Genomic DNA, 21,282 nt, shown 5'->3' with positions numbered 1-21,282 from the left:
ACTTCAACGAAGGCAGACCAACCGTCCGCCACTGGGCAAAACCGTTGGCCGCCAACAGGCAGCTACATGACCGCCACCGGGCACAATCTCATGGCCGCCGAAAATGGCCAGACCGAGGCGAAGCCTTGGTCTGATTACGCTCACAGCGATGACGACTGGACCATTCCGCTCGGGTCCTTAGCCTCGATCGACCGATCGATCTTGGGTTGTGCTCGATTCTCCATGGTCACCCAGGCGAAACGGGTTCTCTGTGCGGCCACCGTTAGTGCTCGGCTGTCTGACGAGCTGAAGTCACAGGACTGGGCGGGGGTTCGGGGGCAGAGCCCTTTGTGGCGGAGCTCCTGACCTGCGGAGATCGGCTTTGCCGGTCGTCGCAGCGAAGACGTCGGCCGTCAGGCCAGCGACCGAACTCCGCCGGAAGGCTCTGCCCTTCTGCTCAGCCAGGCTAAGTCGATGCCCGGTTTCACGTGAAACGTGAGACGTGAGACTCGAAGCCCAGCCCTACGATGATCCTGGCGTCCCCGGTAGCAAGCCGCGATGCGGGGCGATCAGAAAAGGGGACGCTTGGCGGGGATCCCGGTTCGGCGGGGATATTTTTCCACGGGATCGTCTGTTCGCCTCAACACCATCAGATGAGCGCCGTACCTGTCATCAGCGTGGTCGACTATCAACCCGAGCTCAGCCAGGCCAGACTTGGGCCAACGATCCGTCGCCGGTTCAGGAGGTTCGCTAACCACCAGCAGACCACCTGGTCGAAGCAGGGGAGCGGCGCACTCTGCGGTCACCGCGGGGGGACCAAAGCTACGAGATACGACCAGGTCGTAGCTGGATCGGTGGACGCCGTCCCGACCAACAACCTCGGCGCGGTCGGTGACGATCTCGACACGGTGCGAGTGTCCGAGCGCCTCTACGGAGCGGGCCAGAAACGCGGTGCGCTTGGCTTGACTATCCAGGAATGTCCACGAGGTAGTCGGCCACACCTCAGCCACCAGCACCAGGCCCGGGAGACCACCGCCGGCCCCCAGATCGAGGGCCTTCGATGGTTCAGTCGGGACAGCGTCTATGAAGGCCAGTGAATGGCGGATGTGATCTTCGACGGGACCCGGTCCCAGGAAGCCCAGTGACCGGCTTTCCTCGAGGAGGGCAGAAACTGAGACCGTCACTCCGCCGAGTTGGGAACGATGACCACTCGTCGGTCGGGATCTTGTCCCTCTGAGATGGTCGACACCCCGTTGATCTCGTTGACGGTGTCGTGGACCACTTTCCGGTCGACCGCGTTCATCGGTTCCAAGGCCCGACTGACCCCCGACTCGACCACCGCGGCAGCCTGGTCACGAACGAAACGGGCCAAGGCCTCGCGCCGACGCTGGCGGTAGGACCCAATGTCGATCCGGACTCGGCCTTCGTGGCGACCCGGCTCCCGACGCTGGAGGACGGCCCGTGAGAGCTCGTGAACCGCTGCCAGGGTCTGACCCTTGGGTCCGATCAGCAGACCTAGATCGGCGCTGTCGCTGACAACATCAAGCTCGATGGTGTCCTCATCGACCTGAGTCCGGTTCACGGAACCCACGATGTTCAAGGAGGTCAAGAGGCCTTCCAAGAACCCGGTGATGACATCAGCCTGTTGTGCTATCGGCACGATCTCGTCACTCATCTGCTTGCCTTCCTGGTTGGTCGTCGTTTCCGAGCTTCGGTCTCGAGAGCCGCGGCCGCGGGGTGTCGAGCTCTTGGGACGGGAGCTGGAGGCCTTGGCCTCAGACTGCTGGTCTGAAGCTCCGGAGGAATCACTGGCACCTGCGGTCTTGGCTCCATCAGCGCGTGACTTGGGCTTCCGAGGCCGTCGCTCGGTCTTGGGTCTAGGAGAGCGCGGAACTACCCGGGCCCGGACGCGGGCCTCGGACCTGACCCGTCCGAACAAGCCGGTCTTGGGCTCTTCCAGGATCTCGAACTCAGCCTCGGCTTCGTCGATGCCGAGCTGATCGAGAGCTGCCTCTTTGGCGTCCTCAATCGTTCGGCCGGTAGTCTCAACCCACTGCATAGGAAATCACCTTCGCTTCTTTTTGGCCTTGGACCGGTTGGCCTGGGAGGGGGCGCTCCGACTCGGTGCGCCGCCCTTCCCAGCCGGTTGGTTTCCGGACGGTTTGGAGTTGGGTTGGCTGCTCTGCTTGGAGACAGCCTGACCCGTGGACTTCGACTTCTGGAGGTCTTCACGTGCCTTGGAGCTGGCGTTGGCCTGTTCCTTGATCATGGCGAAGATCCCACCCCCGGATTTAGCTGACGATTCGTCAGTATCGGTGGCGGTGGTCTCAATCGTTCCGGGGTGATCCTTGTACATGGTGCGGGTGATCAAAGCCTGCTGAGCTATGCGGAACAGGTTGGAGACCAGGAAGTAGACCACCAGACCTGCCGGGAGTGTCAGCGAGATGAAGGCGAAGAAGACCGGCATGATCTTCAGGAGCATCTGCTGTTGCGGATTCACTTGGGCCGCGCCTGGTCGGCCCGCGATCTGGCGCTGCTGGTAGTAGCTGGTACCGGCCACGGCCATCACCAACAAGATGTAGGGAGCCGCAACCCCAGCCCCATCCGACATGGCCTGCTGGGCCGACTGGGCGAGGTTCATGCCCAGCGAGGACATCTCGTTGGTCTTGGTCAGGTCCTGGTAGAGCTGAGAGGTGGGATCAAGGTGCTTGGGAGCGAAGTTGCCGTACTGCTCCCAGACCCCGCCCTTCACCCCGTTCGCGGCTCTGGCTGCGGCCGCGCCTAGGTCGAACCCCGAGGACGCACGCCACAGCAGGTCGTGCAGGGTCCGGTACAGGATGATGAAGATCGGCATCTGTAGGAGCAGCGGCATGCAACCCGAGAGGGGGTTGATGTTGTTCTCCTTGTAGAACTTCATCACCTCTTCGTTCAGCTTCTGCCGATCGTCGCGGTGTTGGTTCTGAAGCTTCTTCAGCTCGGGCTGGAGCTTCTGCATGGCCAGCATCGACCGCGTGCCCTTGAGGGTGAGGGGCAGCAGTACCAACATCACCGTGAGCGTGAGCAGGGTGATGGCGCCGGCGTAGCTGGGCCAGAGCTCGTAATAGAACTGCAAGGGCCTGGCTATGACGTTGTACATCAGGCGACCGTCCGTTCGGTGAGGTGGTCAGATGGGTTGGGCGCACCGCTGACACCCAAGTTGGCCTTGTTCGCCTCGGGAACCGGGTCCCAGCCGTGTCCACCCCAGGGGTGACAACGACAGACTCGCTTCACCGCCAGCCATGAACCCCGACCCGCGCCGTGTGACTCGATGGCCTCAGCGGCGTAGGCGGAACAGGACGGGATGAACCGACACGGAGACGGCCTACCGGCTCGAACGACCTGGTAGGAGTGGATCAGAGCGCGCAAGGCTCGGGCCATGACGCTCATGGCCGGTCCCGACATAACTGGATTTGGAGCGTCTCAAGCAAGCGGACCACGTCATCTCTCAATTCGGCGGGACTCCGCTCCACCGCTCCGACGCTGGCCGAAACAAGCAGCGCCCCTGGTGGCAGGGTCGTGGCCATGTCTGTCAACACGGCTCGGAGCCGTCGCCGGAGGCGATTTCGAACCACTGCCGAGCCAACCTTGCGGGTGATGGCAAAAGCCACCCGGGTGCGAGGCGCTCCGTCGAGAGGTTCGGGCAAGTACACGAGGGCCAGAGGTCCCCTGCGTACCCTCGTTCCGCGGTGGCGGAGGGCCTCGAAGGTGCGGCGGTCGGTTATCCGGCCGATCAGGCCGACAGCCGGGCCCTGCCCTTGAGGCGACGATTGCGCAGGATGGCGCGACCGGCTCGGGTCGACATACGGCTACGGAAACCGTGGTTCTTGGCCCGCTTGCGGACGTTGGGTTGGAAAGTTCTCTTCACGTCGGAAATCCTCCTCGGGGCCGAGCGGCAGCGCCCGACCTGGTGTCAGACGTGACACCGGCTGTGTTGATTCGTGCACGGGAACGACCCCGACGCGCGAAACGTCCGACAACGCTACGCCTTGGGCCACCAAACAGGCAACCGACGAACCCGAGCTCAGGTCCTCAGGAAGCGATCGTGGTCTCCCTCGACGTCGCATCGAAGGGCCTGTGCGACTGTCGATTCCTCCGGCGCGTAAGCCTTCTTGCACGCCCGGTCCAACACGGTGCTACGGTCCGCTCTCCAGCCGGGGCACGAAGTACCGTGTCTCGCCCACAGCATCCACAGCTCGAGATGTCCGCCACCCGGCAGACGTCTCTAGCCTTCTTTTCCACAGTTTGTGGACTAGCTGTGGAACTGTTATCAGGAGGGACGGTCCACACGGTGGCACCAGATGCGCAGCACCTGTGGGCGACGTGCCAAACCGCCCTGCAGGCCCAGGTCTCCGATGCGGTTTGGAGATCGACCTTCCAGGACATAACCGCCATATCTCTTGAGGACATGACGTTCGTCTTGTCGGTTCCCAGCGCGGTGGTCAAGGACCGAGTCGAGAACCGCTACATGTCGTTGGTGGAGGACATCGCCCGCGACAGCGCCGGCGAGCCCCTCACCATCGAGCTCACCGTCCAGCCCGACGCGGCCGAACCGACCCTGTTCGATGATCCTCTAGATGCCTTGCTCGGCGCTCCCCCTGCGATCGTTGGTCCAACCGAGGAGACACCGATACCGGGGCCTGGGCTCATAGACGACAACAACCTCACCTTCGAGGCGTTCGTCATCGGGCCCTCGAACCGATTTGCCCATGCCGCTGCCCTTGCGGTGGCCGAGACGCCTGGGCGTTCCTACAACCCGCTGTTCATCTACGGCGATGCTGGTCTGGGCAAGACGCACCTGCTTCACGCCATACGCCACTACATAGAGGTCAACTACCCCCACTACGTCGTTCGCTACGTCAGCACCGAGACGTTCCTGAACCAGTTCATCGAGTCGATCCGTCACAAGACCTCGGCTGATTTCAAGAAGCGCTACCGCGAGGTAGACGTCTTGTTGGTCGACGACATCCAGTTCTTGGAGAACCGCAAGGAGACCCAAGAGGAGTTCTTCCACACCTTCAACGCTCTCCACGGCGGTGGAAGGCAGCTGGTGTTGTGCTCGGATCGTCCACCCGACGCCATCTCGACGTTGGAGGCCCGGCTTCGTAGCCGGTTCAAGGGCGGTCTGATCACCGACATCCAGCCGCCAGACCTCGAGACCCGCCTTGCCATTGTGCGCAAGAAGGCCGAGGGCGAGACGGTGGCGATTCCCGATGAGGTCCTCGAGTTCATCGCCACGAACATCACCGACAACATCCGCGAGCTAGAGGGTGCGCTGAACCGGGTATCGGCGCTGGCCAATCTGGACAGGGAACCGCTCACCCTGGAGAAAGCCGAACGCCACCTCCACGACATCCTCGGCGATCGTCAGCCCAGACCCATCACGCCCCAAGTGATCCTGGAAGCCACCGCAACCATGTTCGAGTTCACCGTCGAGGATCTCAAGGGCAAGAGCCGTAGTCGACCGCTGGTAACCGCTCGCCAGATTGCCATGTACGTCTTCCGAGAATTGACCGATCTGTCCTACCCCGCCATCGCTCGTGAGTTCGGTGGACGTGATCACACCACGGTGATCCATGCGGTGGAGAAGATCAAAGCCCTCATGAAGGAACGTCGCCAGATCTACGACCAGGTCTCCGAGCTGGTGCAACAGATACGCAAGGGTGGCTGAAACGGCATGGAAAGCGCTGGTGTACGGTGTCTGCCGTCACAACAGTTTTCCACTGTTGTCCACAGGGATCTGGGGGTAGCGCCAATTGGTGAGCGGATTACCCTGTGGAACGCTTGGGAAAAACCGGTAGCCAGGACAGGATCATCTGGGGATCGAGGGTCCCGTGTTCCCCAGCCATCCCCGCTCCCACCTGTTCGCTGTGGAACGCTGGGGATGAAACGGGAACACCCGGCACCGGCTCTGACCTGCACGGTTGAGCCGTTGTCCACAATCCACACCCCCTACCACCACCATCAACTTCTTTACACGCACCTCTCCGGAGAAAGTGAGCAGTCCTCGTGAAGTTCCGTTGTGAGCGTGACCGACTCGTTGAAGCCCTCGGCGCCGCCGGTCGGGCCGTCGCCAACCGAGGCGGTTCTCTACCGGTCCTGTCCGGCGTCCGGGCCGAGCTCACCGGCAACCAGCTCAAGCTCACCGGCAGCGACCTGGAGCTCACCATTGAAACCAGGATCGAGGTAGCGGGTGAGCGTGATGGCGTGGCCGTTCTCCCGTCGAAGATCGCTCTCGACGTGGTCAAGTCCCTTGGAGATCCCCGAGTTGAGATCTCCTGTGAAGCAGACGAGGCCACCATCGTCGCCGGGCGATTTGAGTCTTCGATCCGTCTCCTACCCGCCGATGAGTTTCCACGACTGACCATGCCCGCCGATGATGCGGTCACGATCTCGGCTGGAGAATTCGCCACTGCGCTGCACCAAGTCGTCCCAGCAGCCAGCGCCGACGATGCCCGACCGATCCTGACCGGTGTGTTGCTCGCGGCGGAATCCGGTGGTCTTCGCCTGGTGGCCACCGACTCTTACCGTCTCGCAGTGAGGGACATCCCTGGCACCTCGGTCATGGGTGAAGGCCAGAGCGTGCTCGTTCCGTCTCGTGCCCTCAGGGAGCTCGAGAGGCTTTTGGGATCGGAGCAGGAGATGACCCTTCGCCTCGGTGAGCGCGAGGCATCCTTCGAGGTGGGCGACCTTCGCCTTACAACCCGCCTGATCGAGGGTGAGTTCCCCAACTATCGAGGCCTGATCCCGGCCAGCCATCCGAACCAGCTCACCGTTAGCCGTGAGAGCCTGGTCGAAGCGGTTAGGCGAGTGAAGCTGATGGCCAGGGAAGCGAACACTCCGGTGAGGCTCGTGATGAGCTCAGACGGCCTGGAACTGGTAGCCATCACCCAAGACGTGGGCCAGGCCAACGAACAACTCGACGCGGAGTACTCGGGCGAAGACCTCACCGTGGCCTTCAACCCCGACTACCTACTCAGCGGCGTGGAGGTGTCGCCTGGAGAAGAGATCACCCTCCACACCGTCGACGCCCAAAAGCCAGCGGTTATCCGGGCTCAGGGAGCCGAGGAGTTCCTCTACCTGATCATGCCCGTCAGGGTCTCTTGATCACACGCCTTCCGAGCGTGATGTGAGGATCGACCAACTCTGGCTGAGCGACTTCCGCTGCTATCACGAGGCCGAGGTCTCCTTCGATCCGACGCTCACCGCCGTGGTCGGAGCCAACGGTCAGGGCAAGACCAACCTGATCGAGGCCGTTGCCTATCTCGCCACCCTGGGTTCGTTTCGAGGTGCGCCGGGAGAAGCCCTGGTGAGGGTGGGGGCAGCTCGTGGCATTGTGAGGGCCCGCGCTGAGCGTGAAGGACGAGAGCTATTGCTCGAAGCCGAGCTGGTGGCCAACGGCCGAAACCGAACCCAACTGAACCGCCAGCCGCTCCGACGGGCGCGAGATCTGCTGGGAGCATTGCGGGTCACGGTCTTCTCGCCCGATGATCTCGTGCTGGTCAAAGGCTCCCCCGGGGAGCGGCGCAAGTTGTTGGACGATGTGTTGGTCAGCCTGCATCCCCGCCACGATCAACAACAGAGCGACCTGGACCGGATCCTGCGCCAGCGTGGCGCACTGTTGAAACAGGCTGGCGGTCGACTCAACTCCGAGCTGGAAACCACCCTTGACGTGTTCGATGCCAAGTTGGCCGTAGCGGGTGAAGCGGTCGCCCAGGCGCGAATAGAGCTGGTGCAAGAAATGGCACCGGTGCTGGCCGAGGCCTACGACCAACTGGCGCGCCGACCATCGCCGGTCACGGCTACCTACCAGCCGTGGTGGCTGGAATCAGGCCTGGCTACGGCACTCGCCGCGGCACGGCGCGACGACCTCAGACGGGGAGTCTCCACGGTAGGTCCCCATCGTGATGACGTGGAGCTGGCCTTGAACGGTCTGCCGGCCCGCACCCACGCATCTCAAGGAGAGCAACGGTCCTTGGCCTTTGCTTTGCGCTTGGCCACCCATGAAGTGGTTCGGGCTCGAACCGGCGCATCGCCGGTCCTGTTGCTGGACGACGTGTTCTCCGAGCTGGACCCCGACAGGAGCGATGCCTTGCTGCGCTCCCTGCCGCCGGGCCAGACGATCCTGACCACCGCCGGTGCCTTGCCGACCGGGGCGGTTCCGGGCCGTGTGCTGCGGGTCGACGCTGGTGTGGTCTCCCTCGGCTGAGTGCGTCGGCCGCCGACCTGGCGGCCGACGTCTTCGCTGCTAGGACCGACAAGCCCATCTCGGAATGTTCGGGGGCTCCGCCGCAAAGGGCTCTGCCCCGAACCCCCGCCTGTTCACCGGTTCCACTTCGTCGGACAGTCGAACACCACCGGTGGCCGCCCAAGATGGCGGATCCGTAGGCCACAATGGACCGGTGCCGTGGTCACCGTTACCAACACCGGGTGGTGATTCGGGTCCGGGCCCATCTCCGCTGGCCGACCTGCTCGACGGTGTGCTCGCAGGGTTGGGTGGCCCCTCGGTGGACGCGGTGGTGTTGATCCACGACCGCTGGAGCGAGTTGGTCGGGGTCGAGGTGGCCGCCCACGTTCAGCCGGTGTCTATCGAGGACGGTTGCCTCCGGGTGGTGACCGATGGGCCGGCATGGGCTAGCCACCTCAAGTGGGCGGAGGCCGAGATCGTCACCCGAATCGAATCTCTGGTGGGACCAGGTCAGGTGACGGCAATGTCGGTCCGAGTCGGTCGACGGTGACCCTCGCTGCACGGTTGATCAGGCCGCGGCTTCCCCTCGGTTTAGCCATGCCGTACTCATGAGTCGGCTCGCCGATCAGCTCGCCTCCAGTTCGGCCCAAAACGTTGTGAGCATTGGGTGCGCCCAAGTCGATGAGGCCGGTGGGATGGTCCTGATCGTCATGGTGGCGTGGTAGGCTGAGAGCATCGTGATGCGCCCCGGTGACCCGCCGAGAAGCCTTATGGCGTCGGCATTCCAGGAAGACGCACACCGCCTCTCCCCTCGGTTTTGAAAGGTCGCGCCGTGGCCCCCGCGAGCCAGTCGTACTCCGCTAGTTCCATGACCATCCTCGAAGGTCTGGCCCACGTCCGCAAGCGCCCAGGCATGTACATCGGTGGAACCGGCGTGTCCGGTCTTCACCACCTCGTGTGGGAGGTGGTCGACAACTCTGTCGACGAGGCCATGGCCGGCTTTTGTGACCGGATAGACGTCACGATCCTCGCCGACGGCGGGTGTCGGGTGATCGACAACGGTCGTGGCATCCCTACCGACGTACACCCCGAGTTCAAGCTGACCGGTGTCGAGATCGCGCTCACCAAGCTCGGCGGCGGCGGCAAGTTCGGTGGAGACGGCTACAAGGTCTCGGGCGGGCTGCATGGCGTGGGTGTCTCGGTGGTCAACGCCTTGTCCGAGAAGGTCGTGGTCGAAGTAGATCGAGGCGGAAAGCGCCATCGCATCGAGTTCGCCGAGGGCGGAGCCAAAAAGACCAAGCTCGAGGTGGTGGGGGATTCCCCACGGGGGCGCACCGGAACCACCGTTAGCTTCTGGCCCGACCGTGGGCTGTTCGAGACCACCGAGTTCGTGGCTCGCACCATGCTGGAACGGTTCCAGATGATGGCGTTTCTCAACAAGGGTCTGGAGATCCGGTTCAAAGACGAACGTGAGGGCCACGACAACGAGCCGGTGGTGTTCAAGTACGCGGGCGGGATCATCGACTTCGTGAAGCACGTCAACTCCACCAAGACACCGTTGTTCAGCCGCGTCGGCTACCTGGAGGCCACCGACGAAGAAGCCGAGGTGGAGATCGCGTTCCAGTGGAACGAGGGTTACCAGGCCGACGGGCTCCACAGCTTCGCCAACGGAATCGCAACCATCGGTGGCGGAACCCACGAAGAGGGCTTCCGGGCGGCACTCACCACCGTGGTGAACAAGTACGCCAAGGCCAAGGGGCTGCTCAAGGAGAAGGACCCCAACCTCGGCGGCGAAGACGTGCGAGAGGGCCTGACCGGGATCATCTCGGTACGCCTGCGAGAGCCCCAATTCGAAGGCCAGACCAAGGACAAGCTCGGCAACCCCGAGATCAAGACCTTGGTCCAAAAGGCCACCAACGAAAAGCTGGCCGACTGGTTCGAGGAGCACCCGACCGAGGCCAACAAGATCGTCAAGAAGGGCATCAACGCCCAGCGGGCTCGGGCCGCGGCCCGCAACGCCCGTGACGCCACTCGTCGCAAGAGTGCCCTCGACGGTGCTGGCATGCCCGACAAGTTGCGGGACTGCTCGAGCCGGGATCGCAGCGAATGCGAGCTGTTCATAGTGGAAGGCGACTCTGCGGGCGGGTCAGCCACCAGCGCCCGTGATCCTCGAACCCAGGCGATCCTTCCCATCCGAGGCAAGATCCTCAACGTCGAGCGGGCTCGGCTGGACAAGATGCTCAAGAACACCGAGGTCCAGGCGTTGATCTCGGCCATCGGAGCCGGGTTCGGGGCCGAGGAGTTCGACGTCACCAAATCCCGCTACGACCGGGTCATCTTGTTGTGCGACGCCGACGTCGACGGCAGTCACATCCGCACCTTGTTGCTCACCTTCTTCTTCCGCCACATGAAGGAGTTGGTGGAGCACCGCCACGTGTACATCGCTCAACCCCCCCTGTATTCGACGGTGGTGGGCAAGGAGAAGATCTACCTGAAGGACGATGCGGCCAAGGCCGCCTTCCTGGCCGACAACCCCAACCATCGCAAGGAGTTCGCCCGACTCAAGGGCCTCGGCGAGATGGACTGGGAAGAACTCAAGAGCACCACAATGGACTCGTCTTCGCGCACCCTCCTCCAGGTCACCGTCGAACAGGCGGCCACCGCTGACGCCGCCATCTCCACCCTCATGGGAGACGACGTCGAGGCTCGCAAGGAGTTCATCAAGAAGAACGCCAAAGACGCCCGCTTCATCGACATCTGACCCAGCGCGCCGTCCTTCCGCCCCCCCGATTCTGAGGTAGCCCACCAGCAATGTCCGACGACGAGATCCCCACCGAGACCGAAGGAAACGACCCTACGGTCACCGCCTACGGGCTGATCGAACCAATCGAGATCGAAGAGGAGATGGAGCGGTCCTTCCTCGACTACTCCATGTCGGTGATCGTTTCGCGGGCCCTTCCCGACGTTCGGGATGGTCTCAAGCCCGTCCATCGTCGGATCCTGTGGGGCATGTACGACGTGGGCGCCCGCCCCGACCGGCCGTTCATGAAGTGCGCCCGCGTCACGGGCGAGGTGATGGGCAAGTACCACCCGCACGGAGACAGCGCCATCTACGACGCTCTGGTCCGCATGGCACAGCCGCACTCTTTGCGCCATCCGTTGGTAGCCGGTCACGGCAACTTCGGATCACCCGATGACGGCCCGGCCGCCGCCCGATACACCGAGTGTCGGTTGGATCCCCTGGCCATGTCGATGCTCCAAGACATCGGAGAGGAGACCGTCGACTTCGTCGACAACTACTCCGGCGAGTTCCAGGAACCGGCGGTGTTGCCGAGCCGCATCCCGAACCTGTTGGTCAACGGGGGTCAGGGAATCGCGGTGGGTATGGCCACCAATATCCCGCCCCACAACCTGGGGGAGGTCATCGACGCCACGGTCCACCTGATGGACAACCCTGACGCCACTCCCGACGACCTCATGGCGTTTGTGAAGGGACCAGATTTCCCCACCGGTGCCCTGATAATGGGGCGGTCGGGGATCATGGATGCCTACCGCACGGGTCGGGGCTCGATCCGGATGCGGGCGGTGTGTGAGATCGAGGAGACCAAGCGGGGTGGTGACCGCATCGTGATCACCCAGCTGCCCTATCAGGTCGGCCCTCGTTCCGTTCTGGCCAAGATCAGTGAGTTGGTCCAAGCCCGCGAGATAGAGGGGATATCGGACGCCAACGACGAGTCTTCGGGTGGTCAGACCCGGATCGTGATCACCCTCAAGCGTGACGCCCCGGCTTTGGTGATCCTCAACAACCTCTACAAGCGGACACCGCTCCAGACTTCGTTCGCGGTGAACACGGTGGCATTGGTGGACGGGGTTCCCCGCACCCTCAACCTTCGCGAGGTGCTGTTCCATTACATCGAGCACCAGGTCGAGGTCATCACCCGACGCTCGGAGTACCGGCTGCGCAAGGCCCGGGAACGGGCCCACATCGTCGAGGGTCTGCTCAAGGCGCTGGACCTGATCGATGAGATCATCGCCACTATCAGGGCATCGGCAGACAAGGACGCGGCCCGTACCGCGCTTCAGGCTGCTCCATTCGAGTTCTCTGAGGTGCAGGCCGAGTACATCTTGGACATGCAGCTCCACCGGCTCACCCGCTTGGGCCGGGCCCAGCTCGAGGAGGAGATGGAGAAGCTGCGGGCCACCATCGCCGAACTGGAGGCGATCCTCTCCAACCGAGAGGTGTTGCACCAGGTGATCAAGGACGAATTGGGTGAGGTCCGGGCCAAGTACGCGTCGGACCGCAAATCCCAGGTGACCTTCGATGTGGGAGACATAGACATCGAAGACCTGATCGACGACGAGGACCTCGTGGTCACCATGTCCGCCCGGGGTTACATCAAGACCGTGGCCGCCGACGCCTTCAAGAGCCAGGGACGCGGGGGCCGAGGTGTGGCGGGCGCCAAGCTCCGAGACGAGGACTACATAGCCAACATCCTCACCACCACAGCTCACGCCTACCTGTTGTTCTTCTCCAACCTCGGACGGGTCTATCGACTCAAGGCCCACGAGATCCCGATGAAGGACCGCACGGCCCGGGGGACGGCAATCGTCAACCTTCTCCCGCTCCAGCCCGAGGAGCAGATCAGGGCGATCATCGACACCCGGGACTACGAGACCAACCAGTACCTGTTCTTCGCCACCCGCAACGGCCAGGTCAAGAAGACCCGGTTCAGCGAGTACGACTCCTCGCTGCGTGCGGGCCTCATAGCCATCAACCTCCGCGATGGTGACGAGCTGGTGAAGGTCATCCCCGTCAACGACTCGGACGAGATCTTCATGGTGAGCCGAACCGGCATGACCATCCGTTACGGACAGGACGACGTGAGGCCCATGGGTCGTTCCACCGCCGGGGTTCGAGGGATGAAGCTGAAGGCTGGTGACGAGGTGGTGTCGTGCGACGTCGCGCGAGACGACACCGCCATCCTCATCGTCACCGACGGCGGCTATGGCAAGCGGACCCAGTTGGACAAGTTCAACAACCAGAACCGTGGTGGCCAAGGCGTGCGGGGTATCAAGCTCACCGCCAAGAAGGGCATCGTGGTTGCTGCGTTCATGGTCGGCCTGGACGATGAGATCTTCGCCATCGCCTCAGATGGTGTGGTCACCCGGATGCCGGTTCGAGACATCTCGTCCCAGGGTCGTGACGCCACCGGGGTGAAGGTGATGAACGTGGAAGGTGATCGCACGGTGGCCGCGGTGGCTCCGGTGCTCAACGCCGACGACGAGTGAGGCCTGGGCGCCGCTGCGCCCAGAGCCGGGCTAGAGGTGATCTTGCCACTAGCCATCGAGAGACCTTCCCCGGTACATGGCCCTCGACTGAGGGTGACCCGCGAAGGGATCTCCAATGCTTGATCAACCAGTCCACGTCGATGTAGCTGCACGACGAGCTCGACAGCGCCGAGCAAACCGAGATAGCGGCTCGGTGAGCCTGCTGCTGGCGGTGGCTCTGGTGCTGGCGGCCTTGGTTGGATACGGCGTAGCTCGGGTGGGCGGAGCCGCTGCCCGATCCGCCGCGGCCCAAGCCGCGGCGGACGCCAGTGCCCTAGCCGGCGCCGAGGACGGCCGGCCTGGCGCCGAAAGAGTTGCCGCCGCGAACGGGTCAGTCCTCACCGGTTTCGTACAGGACGGCCTCGATGTCGAGGTCACGGTGACCAGGTCCGGCCACACGGCCGTGGCCAGAGCTAGGTGGCAACCTCGGTCATATACCGTGGAGCCCGGGTCGACTGGATCCTCCATCAGCTCGACGAGCCTGGTCACGAGGTCCCTTGGCGGATGGGCCCAGTCGTCGTCGCTGCGACGTTGATCAAATGGAGGTTTCGCCGTCGGTTGAACCATGTCGTGCTGATGGCTCGGCTCGCCTCCTCACCTACTGAGCGGTCCGCTCATCCCGGCTCAAGGAGTCGGCGATGATGCATAGGGGCATCGCGGTGCTTCCTAGACTGACCCGGTGCATCCCGCTCCTGGTCCCCGAAGGTCGCGCTCTGACGCTGACCGTTCCGGTGAGGCCGGTCCAAAGCGGACACCTCGGCCAGTGGGGGATGGCGCAGCTCACTCCAATGGCTCAGGGTCAGACGCCGGTGGAGGAGCGGGTTTCATCAGTTTGGATGCAGCTACCTCGGCTGACGACCTGGTCTTGGGCGTTGCCTCGGGGGCCTTGTCGGCTCCCGAGGTTGACTCCACAGTTGCTCTGGTCGATGAGCCGGTGACGTCGGTTGTTGGCGCCACATCGGAGATGCGATCACCAGAACAAGACAGTGGGACGCTCTCGCCGCCCCGAGCCCGGCGAGAGCGGCCTGCTGATCCAGACGTCGTTCGGGTGGGTCGTCGTCAGGGTCGACGGGTTAGGAGGGTCGTACGGCGGATCGACCTGTGGTCTGTCCTCAAGTTGTCGATCGTGCTGTACACATGCCTCTATGCCGCGGTGATGGCCACCTTGGCGTTGCTGTGGGGGTTGGCCTACTCCAGCGGACAGATAGACAAGGTCCAGTCGTTCATGTCCGACGTTGGACTGGACAACTACCGGTTCTACGGCGATCAGATGTGGCGGGCATGCGCCATGATCGGTGCGATCGGTGTCTTGGCCGCTACCACCGTCACCGTCTTGACCACAGCTTTGGTCAACGTGATCAGCGAGGCAACCGGTGGCATCAGGTTCGTCGTGATCGAGGAAGACCCAAGACCACGCCGACGTCCACCCTCTCGCTGAGCGAGTCGGAGTCTTTCGATTCACCGTGGAGGTGAGTCGGGTTGGACGAGTCGGGCCAGGCGTGGACATGTTCGGACAGGCCTGTTGGCCCAGTGGAATGGGCGCGAGCACCAACGTCGGTCAACGGTTCGCATCACCCCGGCCTGACCCGCTACCGTCGGCCCCCGCTCGGGGCTATAGCTCAGTCGGTTAGAGCGCACCCCTGATAAGGGTGAGGTCGCTGGTTCGATTCCAGCTAGCCCCACGAAGACCGTCAATCCACCCGGGAGACACCCCAGTGACCCTCATCCGCCGAGCGTTGGTGGCCCTAGGGGTGGCGGGTGGGGTGGCCGCGGTCCTTCGTCTCCGAGGTTCTGGAGGTACCCCACCCCAGCGGGGTGGGTGGCGCGAGCTGGATCCTTCCGAGCTGCGCTGATGCGCGTCGCGGTGGTCGGCCTAGGGGCCGTGGGTACGCGGGCGGCCCGTCAGTTGGCGTCCACGGCCGAGGTGGAGTCGGTGGTGGTGGCCGACCCCAAACCCGACCGAATGTCTGAGGTGGTGGCTTCCTTGGGCGCCAAGGCCGAGAGCCACGCCCTAGGCGATGGTCTTCCTAACGCCGACGTCGTGCTTGTTGCCACTCCGGTCGGCACGCAGGCCGCCATGACCGAAACCCTGGTTGGTCGGGGATCGTCGGTGGTTTGCACCACCGACGATGTCAGTGAGACCCGACGTTTGTTGGATCTCGGGCCCGAGGCTGAGGCGCGTGGGGTCACGGTGGCGGTCGGTGCGGGGTTCTCGCCCGGTCTTAGCTGCGTTCTGGCTCGGTTTGGTGCCGACCGGTTCGACACCGTCGACGAGATCCATGTTGCCCGGCTGGGAACAGGCGGGCCTTCTTGTGCCCGCCAGCACCATGCCGCCCTGGGCGGAGAGGCCATCGACTGGCGTGACGGCGGGTGGCAACAGCGTCGAGCCGGGTCCGGACGAGAGTTGGTTTGGTTTCCTGATCCGATCGGCGGAGCCGACTGCTACCGGGCTGAACTATCCGATGCCCTGCTCCTGGTTCCCGCCTTCCCCGGTGTGGGAAGGGTTACGGCCCGACTGGCGGCGACAAGGCGAGATCGCCTCACCGCCCGATTCCCGATGGCGCGTCGCCCCCATCCCGAGGGTGGACTTGGCGCGCTGCGGGTGGAGATACGCGGCCGCGGTCCTGAGGGAATTGACGTGTCGGTTCTGGGCGCGATGGACCGTCCCGGTGTGGCGGGCGGAGCGGTGGCGGCCCTGGCCGCGGTCGAGGTGGGTGCGGGCCGGACCAGGATCGTGGGGGCTGCTGGCTTGGCGAGCTTGGTGGATGCCCCTGGCTTGTTGGGAGAACTGGCCCGAAGAGGTGTCAAGGTGGCCCGGTTCGCCTGACCGTCTGCCGATCCGCCCCGGTCTGCGGATCGAACTAGGACCCAAGGTGCTTGCGGATGGGCCAAATCTGCCGCGGTGATGACCTCGGTCGTGCCGATTTGCTGCCAGCATCGCCGGAGGCAACTTCAGCAACCACTTTGGCCACTGCCGGTGACAATGATGCTACCACAGCTCCGCACAGAGATGTTTCGGGCAACTAAAGTGACCGAGAACACATCGAAGAGCCGTACTGCAGTTAGCACACGGTTACCAGCCAGCTTGGTCACTCGTATGGTCCATTTGGATCATTTGTCTCAAGTCCTCTCGATTTTCGGGTTGGATTCGCGCAATTGTGCTCAAGTGTTCGGCCGCGAGGTCCGTAGTTCATATGACCCACTGGACACGGGTCAGCTCGAGGGGAAGGGCGAAACATGCAAGGAACCGGAGAAACCTCCGTTCATGAACTGATCGAACAGCACCTTCCACTGGTGAGGCACGTTGTGTTTCAGGTGGCAGTGAACTTCCCTCGACACGTCGATCGGGAAGAGCTGGCCACTGCCGGGGCCCTGGGACTGGTCGAGGCAGCCAAACGCTTCGACGAGTCGAGGGGCGTACCCTTCGACCGATTTGCAGCTCAGCGGATCCGGGGGGCGATCCTCGACGCAGTCAGGGCAGCAGACTGGGCTCCTCGGTCGGTTCGCAACCTGGCTCGCCGCCTGGAGTCGATCGAACAGCGCCTGGCCACCCATCTGGGGCGGATGCCGTCCTCGGAGGAGACCGCCGAAGCATTGGGTGTCACCACCGAGGAGCTTCGTCGCCTCCAAGACAAGATGTTCCGCTCGGTGGTCCTGGCGCTCGAGTACGACGTGAACGACGGGGACGAAGACCTGACCCTGGTCGAGGTTCTCACCGACGACTCCACCCGAGAGCCGTCCGAGGAGCTGGAAAACCGTGAGCTGCATTCCTACCTGCGCGACGCGGTTCACTTGCTGCCGGAGCGTCATCGCATCGTGGTGGCCGGCTACTTCCTCGAAGGCCGCAAGTCCCAGGAGCTGGCCAGCCACCTCGGGGTGACCGAGTCACGGATCTCTCAGCTCCGTTCCGAGGCGCTGGAGATGCTCCGTGAGGGAATCTCGGCCCAGTACGGCGCTGCCGCCGAAGAGGTCGTGGAACGGCCCCAAGGCCGGGTGGCTCGACGCAAGGCCGGATACGCCAACGCCATCGCCGATGCCTCCCCGTGGCATGCCCGGATCGGCGAAGAGGCCGCTACGGCCTGATTGGCCGCCATGGTCTCCACCTGACTTCCAGGTGGCGGTGCAATCGGCTCGTTTGCCTCACCCCCCGCTAAGCGGGGCCGATGGAAGTGTCCCATGGAGCGAATCAACGCCATTCTCGAGCGTGAAGAAGAGGTCCTGGAGACCCTTCTGTTCAAGCTGGTGGCGACGCGGCTCCTGTTGGAGAACGGGGAACGACGCTTCTTGTCCCGAGCGACCCGGGAGGTAGAGCGGGCCCGCACAAGGGCTCGTGAGCTGGATCTGATGCGGGCTGCCACCGTCTCCCAGCATCGTCCGGGCGTGACGCTGCGCGACCTGGCTGCCGAGGCGCCCGAGCCGTGGCCTGGGATTTTCAGGGACCATCACGACCGTCTCACCTCGCTGGTGGCCGAGATCGAGGTGACCGCCCACCTCAACTCCAACGAGGCCCGATTGGGTCTGGAGACATTGCAGAGGCCAAGGGTGGCAGCCGGGGGACCTGATCCCGCGGCGATGGGCGACGCTGGCGACGCCGAGCTGACCCGGCTGGCTCAGGGGGCCGCGTTCGAAGCAGTGCTGGGTACTGCTGCGCGTCTGCGCATGCCCGACCTGCTCGACTTCTTGCGCTGAGGCCTACTTCTCACCCCGGAGGATGGCCAGGGTCTCGTCGTGGATCAGCCCGTTGGTGGCGAGGCCGCTGCCCCGGTCCGGGCTGGGGCTGCCGTCGATGGCGGTGAAGCGGCCACCGGCCTCGGCCAGGATCACCGGCATCGGAGCCACGTCGTAGAGCTCGGCCTTGGGGTCGTACATGGCTTCCACCCGTCCGGTGGCGACCAGGACGTAGCCGTACCCGTCACCCCAGGTACGAAGGTTGTAGCCCGCGTGCTTGGCTCGCAACAGCTCGTCGTCAGACCAAGGGGACAGGCCGCTGGAGGTCAGATAGGAGCCCGCAACGGTGGGGTGCTGGTTGACCGACACGCGTTCGCCGTTGCAGAAGCATCCGAGGCCTCGTCCGGCGTAGACGGTTTCGGCCAGGGCGGGCACGTTGATGACACCGAGGGCGATGCCGTTCCCGTCCTCTAGCGCCAGGAGGTTGGTGTACAGGGGCACGCCGTGGGTGAAGGCTTTGGTCCCGTCGATCGGATCGATGATCCAACGCCGACCGGACGTGCCGATCTTCTCCGCCTCCTCTTCACCCAGGATCCCGTCCTCGGGGAACCGGCTCTCGAGCTCCTCGCGCAGCATGCGTTCGGCGGCCCGGTCTGCCACGGTCACCGGCGTACCGTCGCCCTTGGAGTCGATGGCGAGATCGGGGTGGCGGAAGTACTCGAGGGTCAGCTCACCGGCCTGGCGGAGCAGCGCCACAGCGGTGTCGAGGAGAGCGAGATCGATCGGGGCAGACATGGGGCCAATCCTCGCGCAAACCGCTGGGTTCTCTCCCCAAACGGGGCCCGTGCCCGAAATCGAGATGGGGAGCCAGACGGCCCAGAGGCCACGGTCAGAGGGACTTGACCCGCTTGGCGTAGTCGCCGCTGGTTCGAAGCTGGCCGACCAGCACGCCAAGGGCACCCCGGTTGGCTCGTGACATCTCGGTCCAACCGTTCACGTCACCCTGGCTGGGTATCTGGTTGAGAAGACCGAAGTAAGCCGAGATCACGCCGACCTCGTGCTCCTTCTTGGCCAAGTACTCAGGTGATTCACACATCTGGCGCATCACCCAGCCCCGGGTCTTGCCATGGTCGAGTTGTTGGGTCCAGTACAAGAAGCCGGCGTTGTCGGGATCCCGATCGAACACGTTCTGGTAGATCTGCTTCACGAACTCGGCGTTGCCGAGGCGGCCGTAGCGGTCCTTGAACTCGGCTGACCCGGCGAAGTCCTGGGACACCTTGTCCAACGAGGTGCCTCCCCTCACCCGCTCAACCCAGTAGCGCAAGCCGGATGCATCGGGTCGCCGTAGGAAGTAGGCGGTGTAGAGGCGAATTGTGGGTGCGACGATGCTGGTCCAGGCATCCGAAGCGATCTGGTCGAGGATGAATCCGTCGGCGGTCACCGACTGTGCTTCGAGTCGTTTGGTGGCGTCGCTAAGCCAGGCGGCGCTGGGGGTGACCCCGAGGAAATCGAGGGCTTGGCGTCGGGCGAAGTCGCCGGCCTTGGCGAAGGGTACGAACGGCCCGGTGGTGGCGAACGCCGACTCCTCCTCGGGCTCGGGCTCGGTGGGCCCTCCGCCCAGCTTGGCGGGCTCGGCCTCCAACAGGGAGTAGTGGGCGTTCACCGCCGATGCCTGCCACATGTTGGCGTTGGGCATACGGATCTCGAAGTGGAGGTGTGCCCCAGAGCCTTCGGCATTGCCGCTGTCACCCAGGTAGGCGATGTGTTGACCCTTGGTGACGCGGTCACCCTTCTTGAGGCCGGCGGCAAAGGCTTCGTCGAACCGGTTGGCGGCGTCGTCGGTGTTGGGGCTGTCGTTGTTGATGTGGAGGTAGCAGTAGTACCAGCCATCGTCGCCCTCGAGGTACAGCGAGTTGCCGCCGCTGCCGTGGCGGAGTTCGGCGACGGTGCCGTCGACACAGGCCAGGAGCTTGAGGAGCTTCTTGCCCATGAGATCTTGGCCTTCGTGCTTGCGCCCGTTGCTGCGGGGAGCGAGGTAGGTGTCTGACCAGCTGGCCTTGCCCAGCACCGGGTCGGGAAGGACCGGGAACATGATGGGCCGGACGTGCTCGGCGCCGGCGGGTTGGGGTGGCAGGAACCCGAAGTCCCGCTGAACACCACCCTCACCGTCGCTGGCCGAGGCGACGCCTCCGAGGCCGGGCAGCAGTGGCGTGGCGATTGCCGCGGCACCGGTGGCGATCACAGTACGGCGGGACAGGTGCTTCCCACCGATCCGGTGGGGGGTCTCGTGATGACCGCAGGAGCAGGACATGTCTGGTTACTTCCTCTGGGCTCGGTTGCCCGGGGGCCTGAGCCTCCGGTTGGCTGACGCCTGTAGGTTGTTACGATAGCGTTACGAACCGGGCCGGTTCCAGGCATCGCATGGTGGATGCCGGTCGAAACGTCCTCCAACCATCGGCACATTGCCGGTCGGACCTGAGTCGAACGGCCCATCCGGCCATCGTCTCTCGGGACGCCAGTGACGATCGTGAACCGATATGGCGGCCGACCGTTTGCCCGGGTAAGAACCGTGACGGGCCGACACAGGCCATCTCCGACCGGGAAAGCCCACGCCATGCCCCGGTAGGGTTCGGGTCGTGAGCGACGATCTGCACGGAGCCGTTGGCGTCCTGCTCGGTGACGATGGGCAGCGCTACACCGCCGGGCGGCGCAGCCTGGTCGAGGTGCTGGGCCAGGCCGGTCGTCCCCTCACCGCGGCCGAGATCTTGGAGGCAGGATCGCTACCCCAGAGCTCGGCGTACCGGAACCTGGCCGTGCTCGAGGCCTGCGGTGTCGTGCATCGAGTCATCGGATCCGACGAGCTTGCTCGCTTTGAACTGGCCGAGGACCTCACCGATCATCACCACCACCTGATCTGCACGAGCTGCGGCACGGTCTTGGACTTCACAGTTCCCGACTCGCTCGAAGCCGACCTCGCTACCGTGACCGCCGAGGTCGCCAGAGCCACCGGATTTCACACCGAGCACCATCGACTCGACCTGCTCGGCCGCTGCGCTGATTGCAGCTGACCAAGTTCACCCACG

At 64.1% G+C, this 21,282-nt stretch carries 20 protein-coding genes and 1 tRNA gene; 13 read left to right on the top strand and 8 right to left on the bottom strand.

Going from position 1 to position 21,282, the window contains the following annotated elements:
• Positions 1-548: 548 nt before the first annotated feature.
• Genes IPG97_05650 through rpmH form a run of 6 tightly spaced genes read right to left on the bottom strand, consistent with a single transcriptional unit; the run spans position 549 to position 3,883 of the window.
• The gene (locus IPG97_05650) at positions 549-1,163 is read right to left on the bottom strand and encodes a class I SAM-dependent methyltransferase (protein ID MBK6856043.1); all 615 of its coding nucleotides are present in this window, start codon (positions 1,161-1,163) and stop codon (positions 549-551) included.
• A complete protein-coding gene (locus IPG97_05645) occupies positions 1,160-2,038 on the bottom strand; it encodes a Jag N-terminal domain-containing protein (GenBank protein MBK6856042.1) in 879 nt (292 codons plus the stop codon). The genes IPG97_05650 and IPG97_05645 overlap by 4 nt, the downstream gene beginning before the upstream one ends.
• A 6-nt stretch (positions 2,039-2,044) precedes the next feature.
• Positions 2,045-3,115 carry a YidC/Oxa1 family membrane protein insertase gene (locus IPG97_05640; GenBank protein ID MBK6856041.1) on the bottom strand — a complete coding sequence of 357 codons (1,071 nt, stop codon included), beginning with the start codon at positions 3,113-3,115 and terminating at the stop codon, positions 2,045-2,047.
• A complete protein-coding gene (yidD, locus tag IPG97_05635) occupies positions 3,115-3,396 on the bottom strand; it encodes a membrane protein insertion efficiency factor YidD (GenBank protein MBK6856040.1) in 282 nt (93 codons plus the stop codon). Before yidD ends, IPG97_05640 begins: the two co-directional genes overlap by 1 nt.
• Before the next feature lie 5 nt (positions 3,397-3,401).
• Positions 3,402-3,752 (bottom strand): ribonuclease P protein component, encoded by a 351-nt coding sequence (gene rnpA, locus IPG97_05630; protein MBK6856039.1) that lies wholly within the window; start codon positions 3,750-3,752, stop codon positions 3,402-3,404.
• Entirely contained in the window at positions 3,749-3,883 is a 135-nt protein-coding gene (gene rpmH, locus IPG97_05625; GenBank protein ID MBK6856038.1) for a 50S ribosomal protein L34, read from the bottom strand. The genes rnpA and rpmH overlap by 4 nt, the downstream gene beginning before the upstream one ends.
• 333 nt (positions 3,884-4,216) lie before the next feature.
• Here rpmH and dnaA point away from each other — a divergent pair, with 333 nt between their 5' ends.
• The 12 genes from dnaA (at position 4,217) to IPG97_05565 (ending at position 18,220) form a co-directional block, all read left to right on the top strand.
• Positions 4,217-5,686 (top strand): chromosomal replication initiator protein DnaA, encoded by a 1,470-nt coding sequence (gene dnaA / locus IPG97_05620; protein MBK6856037.1) that lies wholly within the window; start codon positions 4,217-4,219, stop codon positions 5,684-5,686.
• A 338-nt stretch (positions 5,687-6,024) separates the two neighbouring features.
• Positions 6,025-7,122 carry a DNA polymerase III subunit beta gene (gene dnaN, locus IPG97_05615; protein ID MBK6856036.1) on the top strand — a complete coding sequence of 366 codons (1,098 nt, stop codon included), beginning with the start codon at positions 6,025-6,027 and terminating at the stop codon, positions 7,120-7,122.
• Between the two features lie 22 nt (positions 7,123-7,144).
• Positions 7,145-8,224, top strand: a complete 1,080-nt coding sequence (locus tag IPG97_05610) for a DNA replication/repair protein RecF (protein MBK6856035.1) — start codon at positions 7,145-7,147, stop codon at positions 8,222-8,224.
• A gap of 193 nt (positions 8,225-8,417) precedes the next feature.
• The gene (locus IPG97_05605; protein MBK6856034.1) at positions 8,418-8,753 is read left to right on the top strand and encodes a DUF721 domain-containing protein; all 336 of its coding nucleotides are present in this window, start codon (positions 8,418-8,420) and stop codon (positions 8,751-8,753) included.
• Positions 8,754-9,071: 318 nt separating this feature from the next.
• Positions 9,072-10,964, top strand: coding sequence for a DNA gyrase subunit B (locus IPG97_05600; protein MBK6856033.1), 1,893 nt, complete (start codon positions 9,072-9,074; stop codon positions 10,962-10,964).
• Positions 10,965-11,014: 50 nt separating this feature from the next.
• Complete coding sequence (gene gyrA, locus IPG97_05595; protein MBK6856032.1) at positions 11,015-13,492, top strand: DNA gyrase subunit A; 2,478 nt, start codon at positions 11,015-11,017, stop codon at positions 13,490-13,492.
• Positions 13,493-14,363: 871 nt separating this feature from the next.
• The gene (locus IPG97_05590) at positions 14,364-14,969 is read left to right on the top strand and encodes a DUF3566 domain-containing protein (GenBank protein MBK6856031.1); all 606 of its coding nucleotides are present in this window, start codon (positions 14,364-14,366) and stop codon (positions 14,967-14,969) included.
• 170 nt (positions 14,970-15,139) lie between these two features.
• Positions 15,140-15,213, top strand: a tRNA-Ile gene (locus IPG97_05585).
• Positions 15,214-15,246: 33 nt separating this feature from the next.
• Positions 15,247-15,384, top strand: a complete 138-nt coding sequence (locus IPG97_05580) for a hypothetical protein (GenBank protein MBK6856030.1) — start codon at positions 15,247-15,249, stop codon at positions 15,382-15,384.
• A complete protein-coding gene (locus IPG97_05575; GenBank protein ID MBK6856029.1) occupies positions 15,384-16,358 on the top strand; it encodes a Gfo/Idh/MocA family oxidoreductase in 975 nt (324 codons plus the stop codon). Before IPG97_05580 ends, IPG97_05575 begins: the two co-directional genes overlap by 1 nt.
• Before the next feature lie 467 nt (positions 16,359-16,825).
• Positions 16,826-17,614: a sigma-70 family RNA polymerase sigma factor gene (locus IPG97_05570; GenBank protein MBK6856028.1), complete on the top strand. Its 789-nt coding sequence runs from the start codon at positions 16,826-16,828 to the stop codon at positions 17,612-17,614.
• A 93-nt stretch (positions 17,615-17,707) separates the two neighbouring features.
• Positions 17,708-18,220 carry a hypothetical protein gene (locus tag IPG97_05565; protein MBK6856027.1) on the top strand — a complete coding sequence of 171 codons (513 nt, stop codon included), beginning with the start codon at positions 17,708-17,710 and terminating at the stop codon, positions 18,218-18,220.
• Between the two features lie 3 nt (positions 18,221-18,223).
• Here the strand turns inward: IPG97_05565 and IPG97_05560 are convergent, their stop codons facing one another.
• Positions 18,224-18,994: a histidinol phosphate phosphatase gene (locus tag IPG97_05560; protein ID MBK6856026.1), complete on the bottom strand. Its 771-nt coding sequence runs from the start codon at positions 18,992-18,994 to the stop codon at positions 18,224-18,226.
• A gap of 94 nt (positions 18,995-19,088) precedes the next feature.
• Complete coding sequence (locus IPG97_05555) at positions 19,089-20,510, bottom strand: DUF4214 domain-containing protein (protein ID MBK6856025.1); 1,422 nt, start codon at positions 20,508-20,510, stop codon at positions 19,089-19,091.
• Positions 20,511-20,835: 325 nt separating this feature from the next.
• On the opposite strand from IPG97_05555, the gene IPG97_05550 reads away from it, so the two are divergent.
• Complete coding sequence (locus IPG97_05550) at positions 20,836-21,267, top strand: transcriptional repressor (protein MBK6856024.1); 432 nt, start codon at positions 20,836-20,838, stop codon at positions 21,265-21,267.
• Positions 21,268-21,282: the final 15 nt, after the last annotated feature.

The sequence above is a fragment of the Microthrixaceae bacterium genome (assembly GCA_016702505.1).
Lineage (GTDB): Bacteria > Actinomycetota > Acidimicrobiia > Acidimicrobiales > Iamiaceae > Aquihabitans.
Note: the sequence above shows the minus strand (reverse complement) of the source record. Positions and strands in the feature narration are given on the sequence as shown.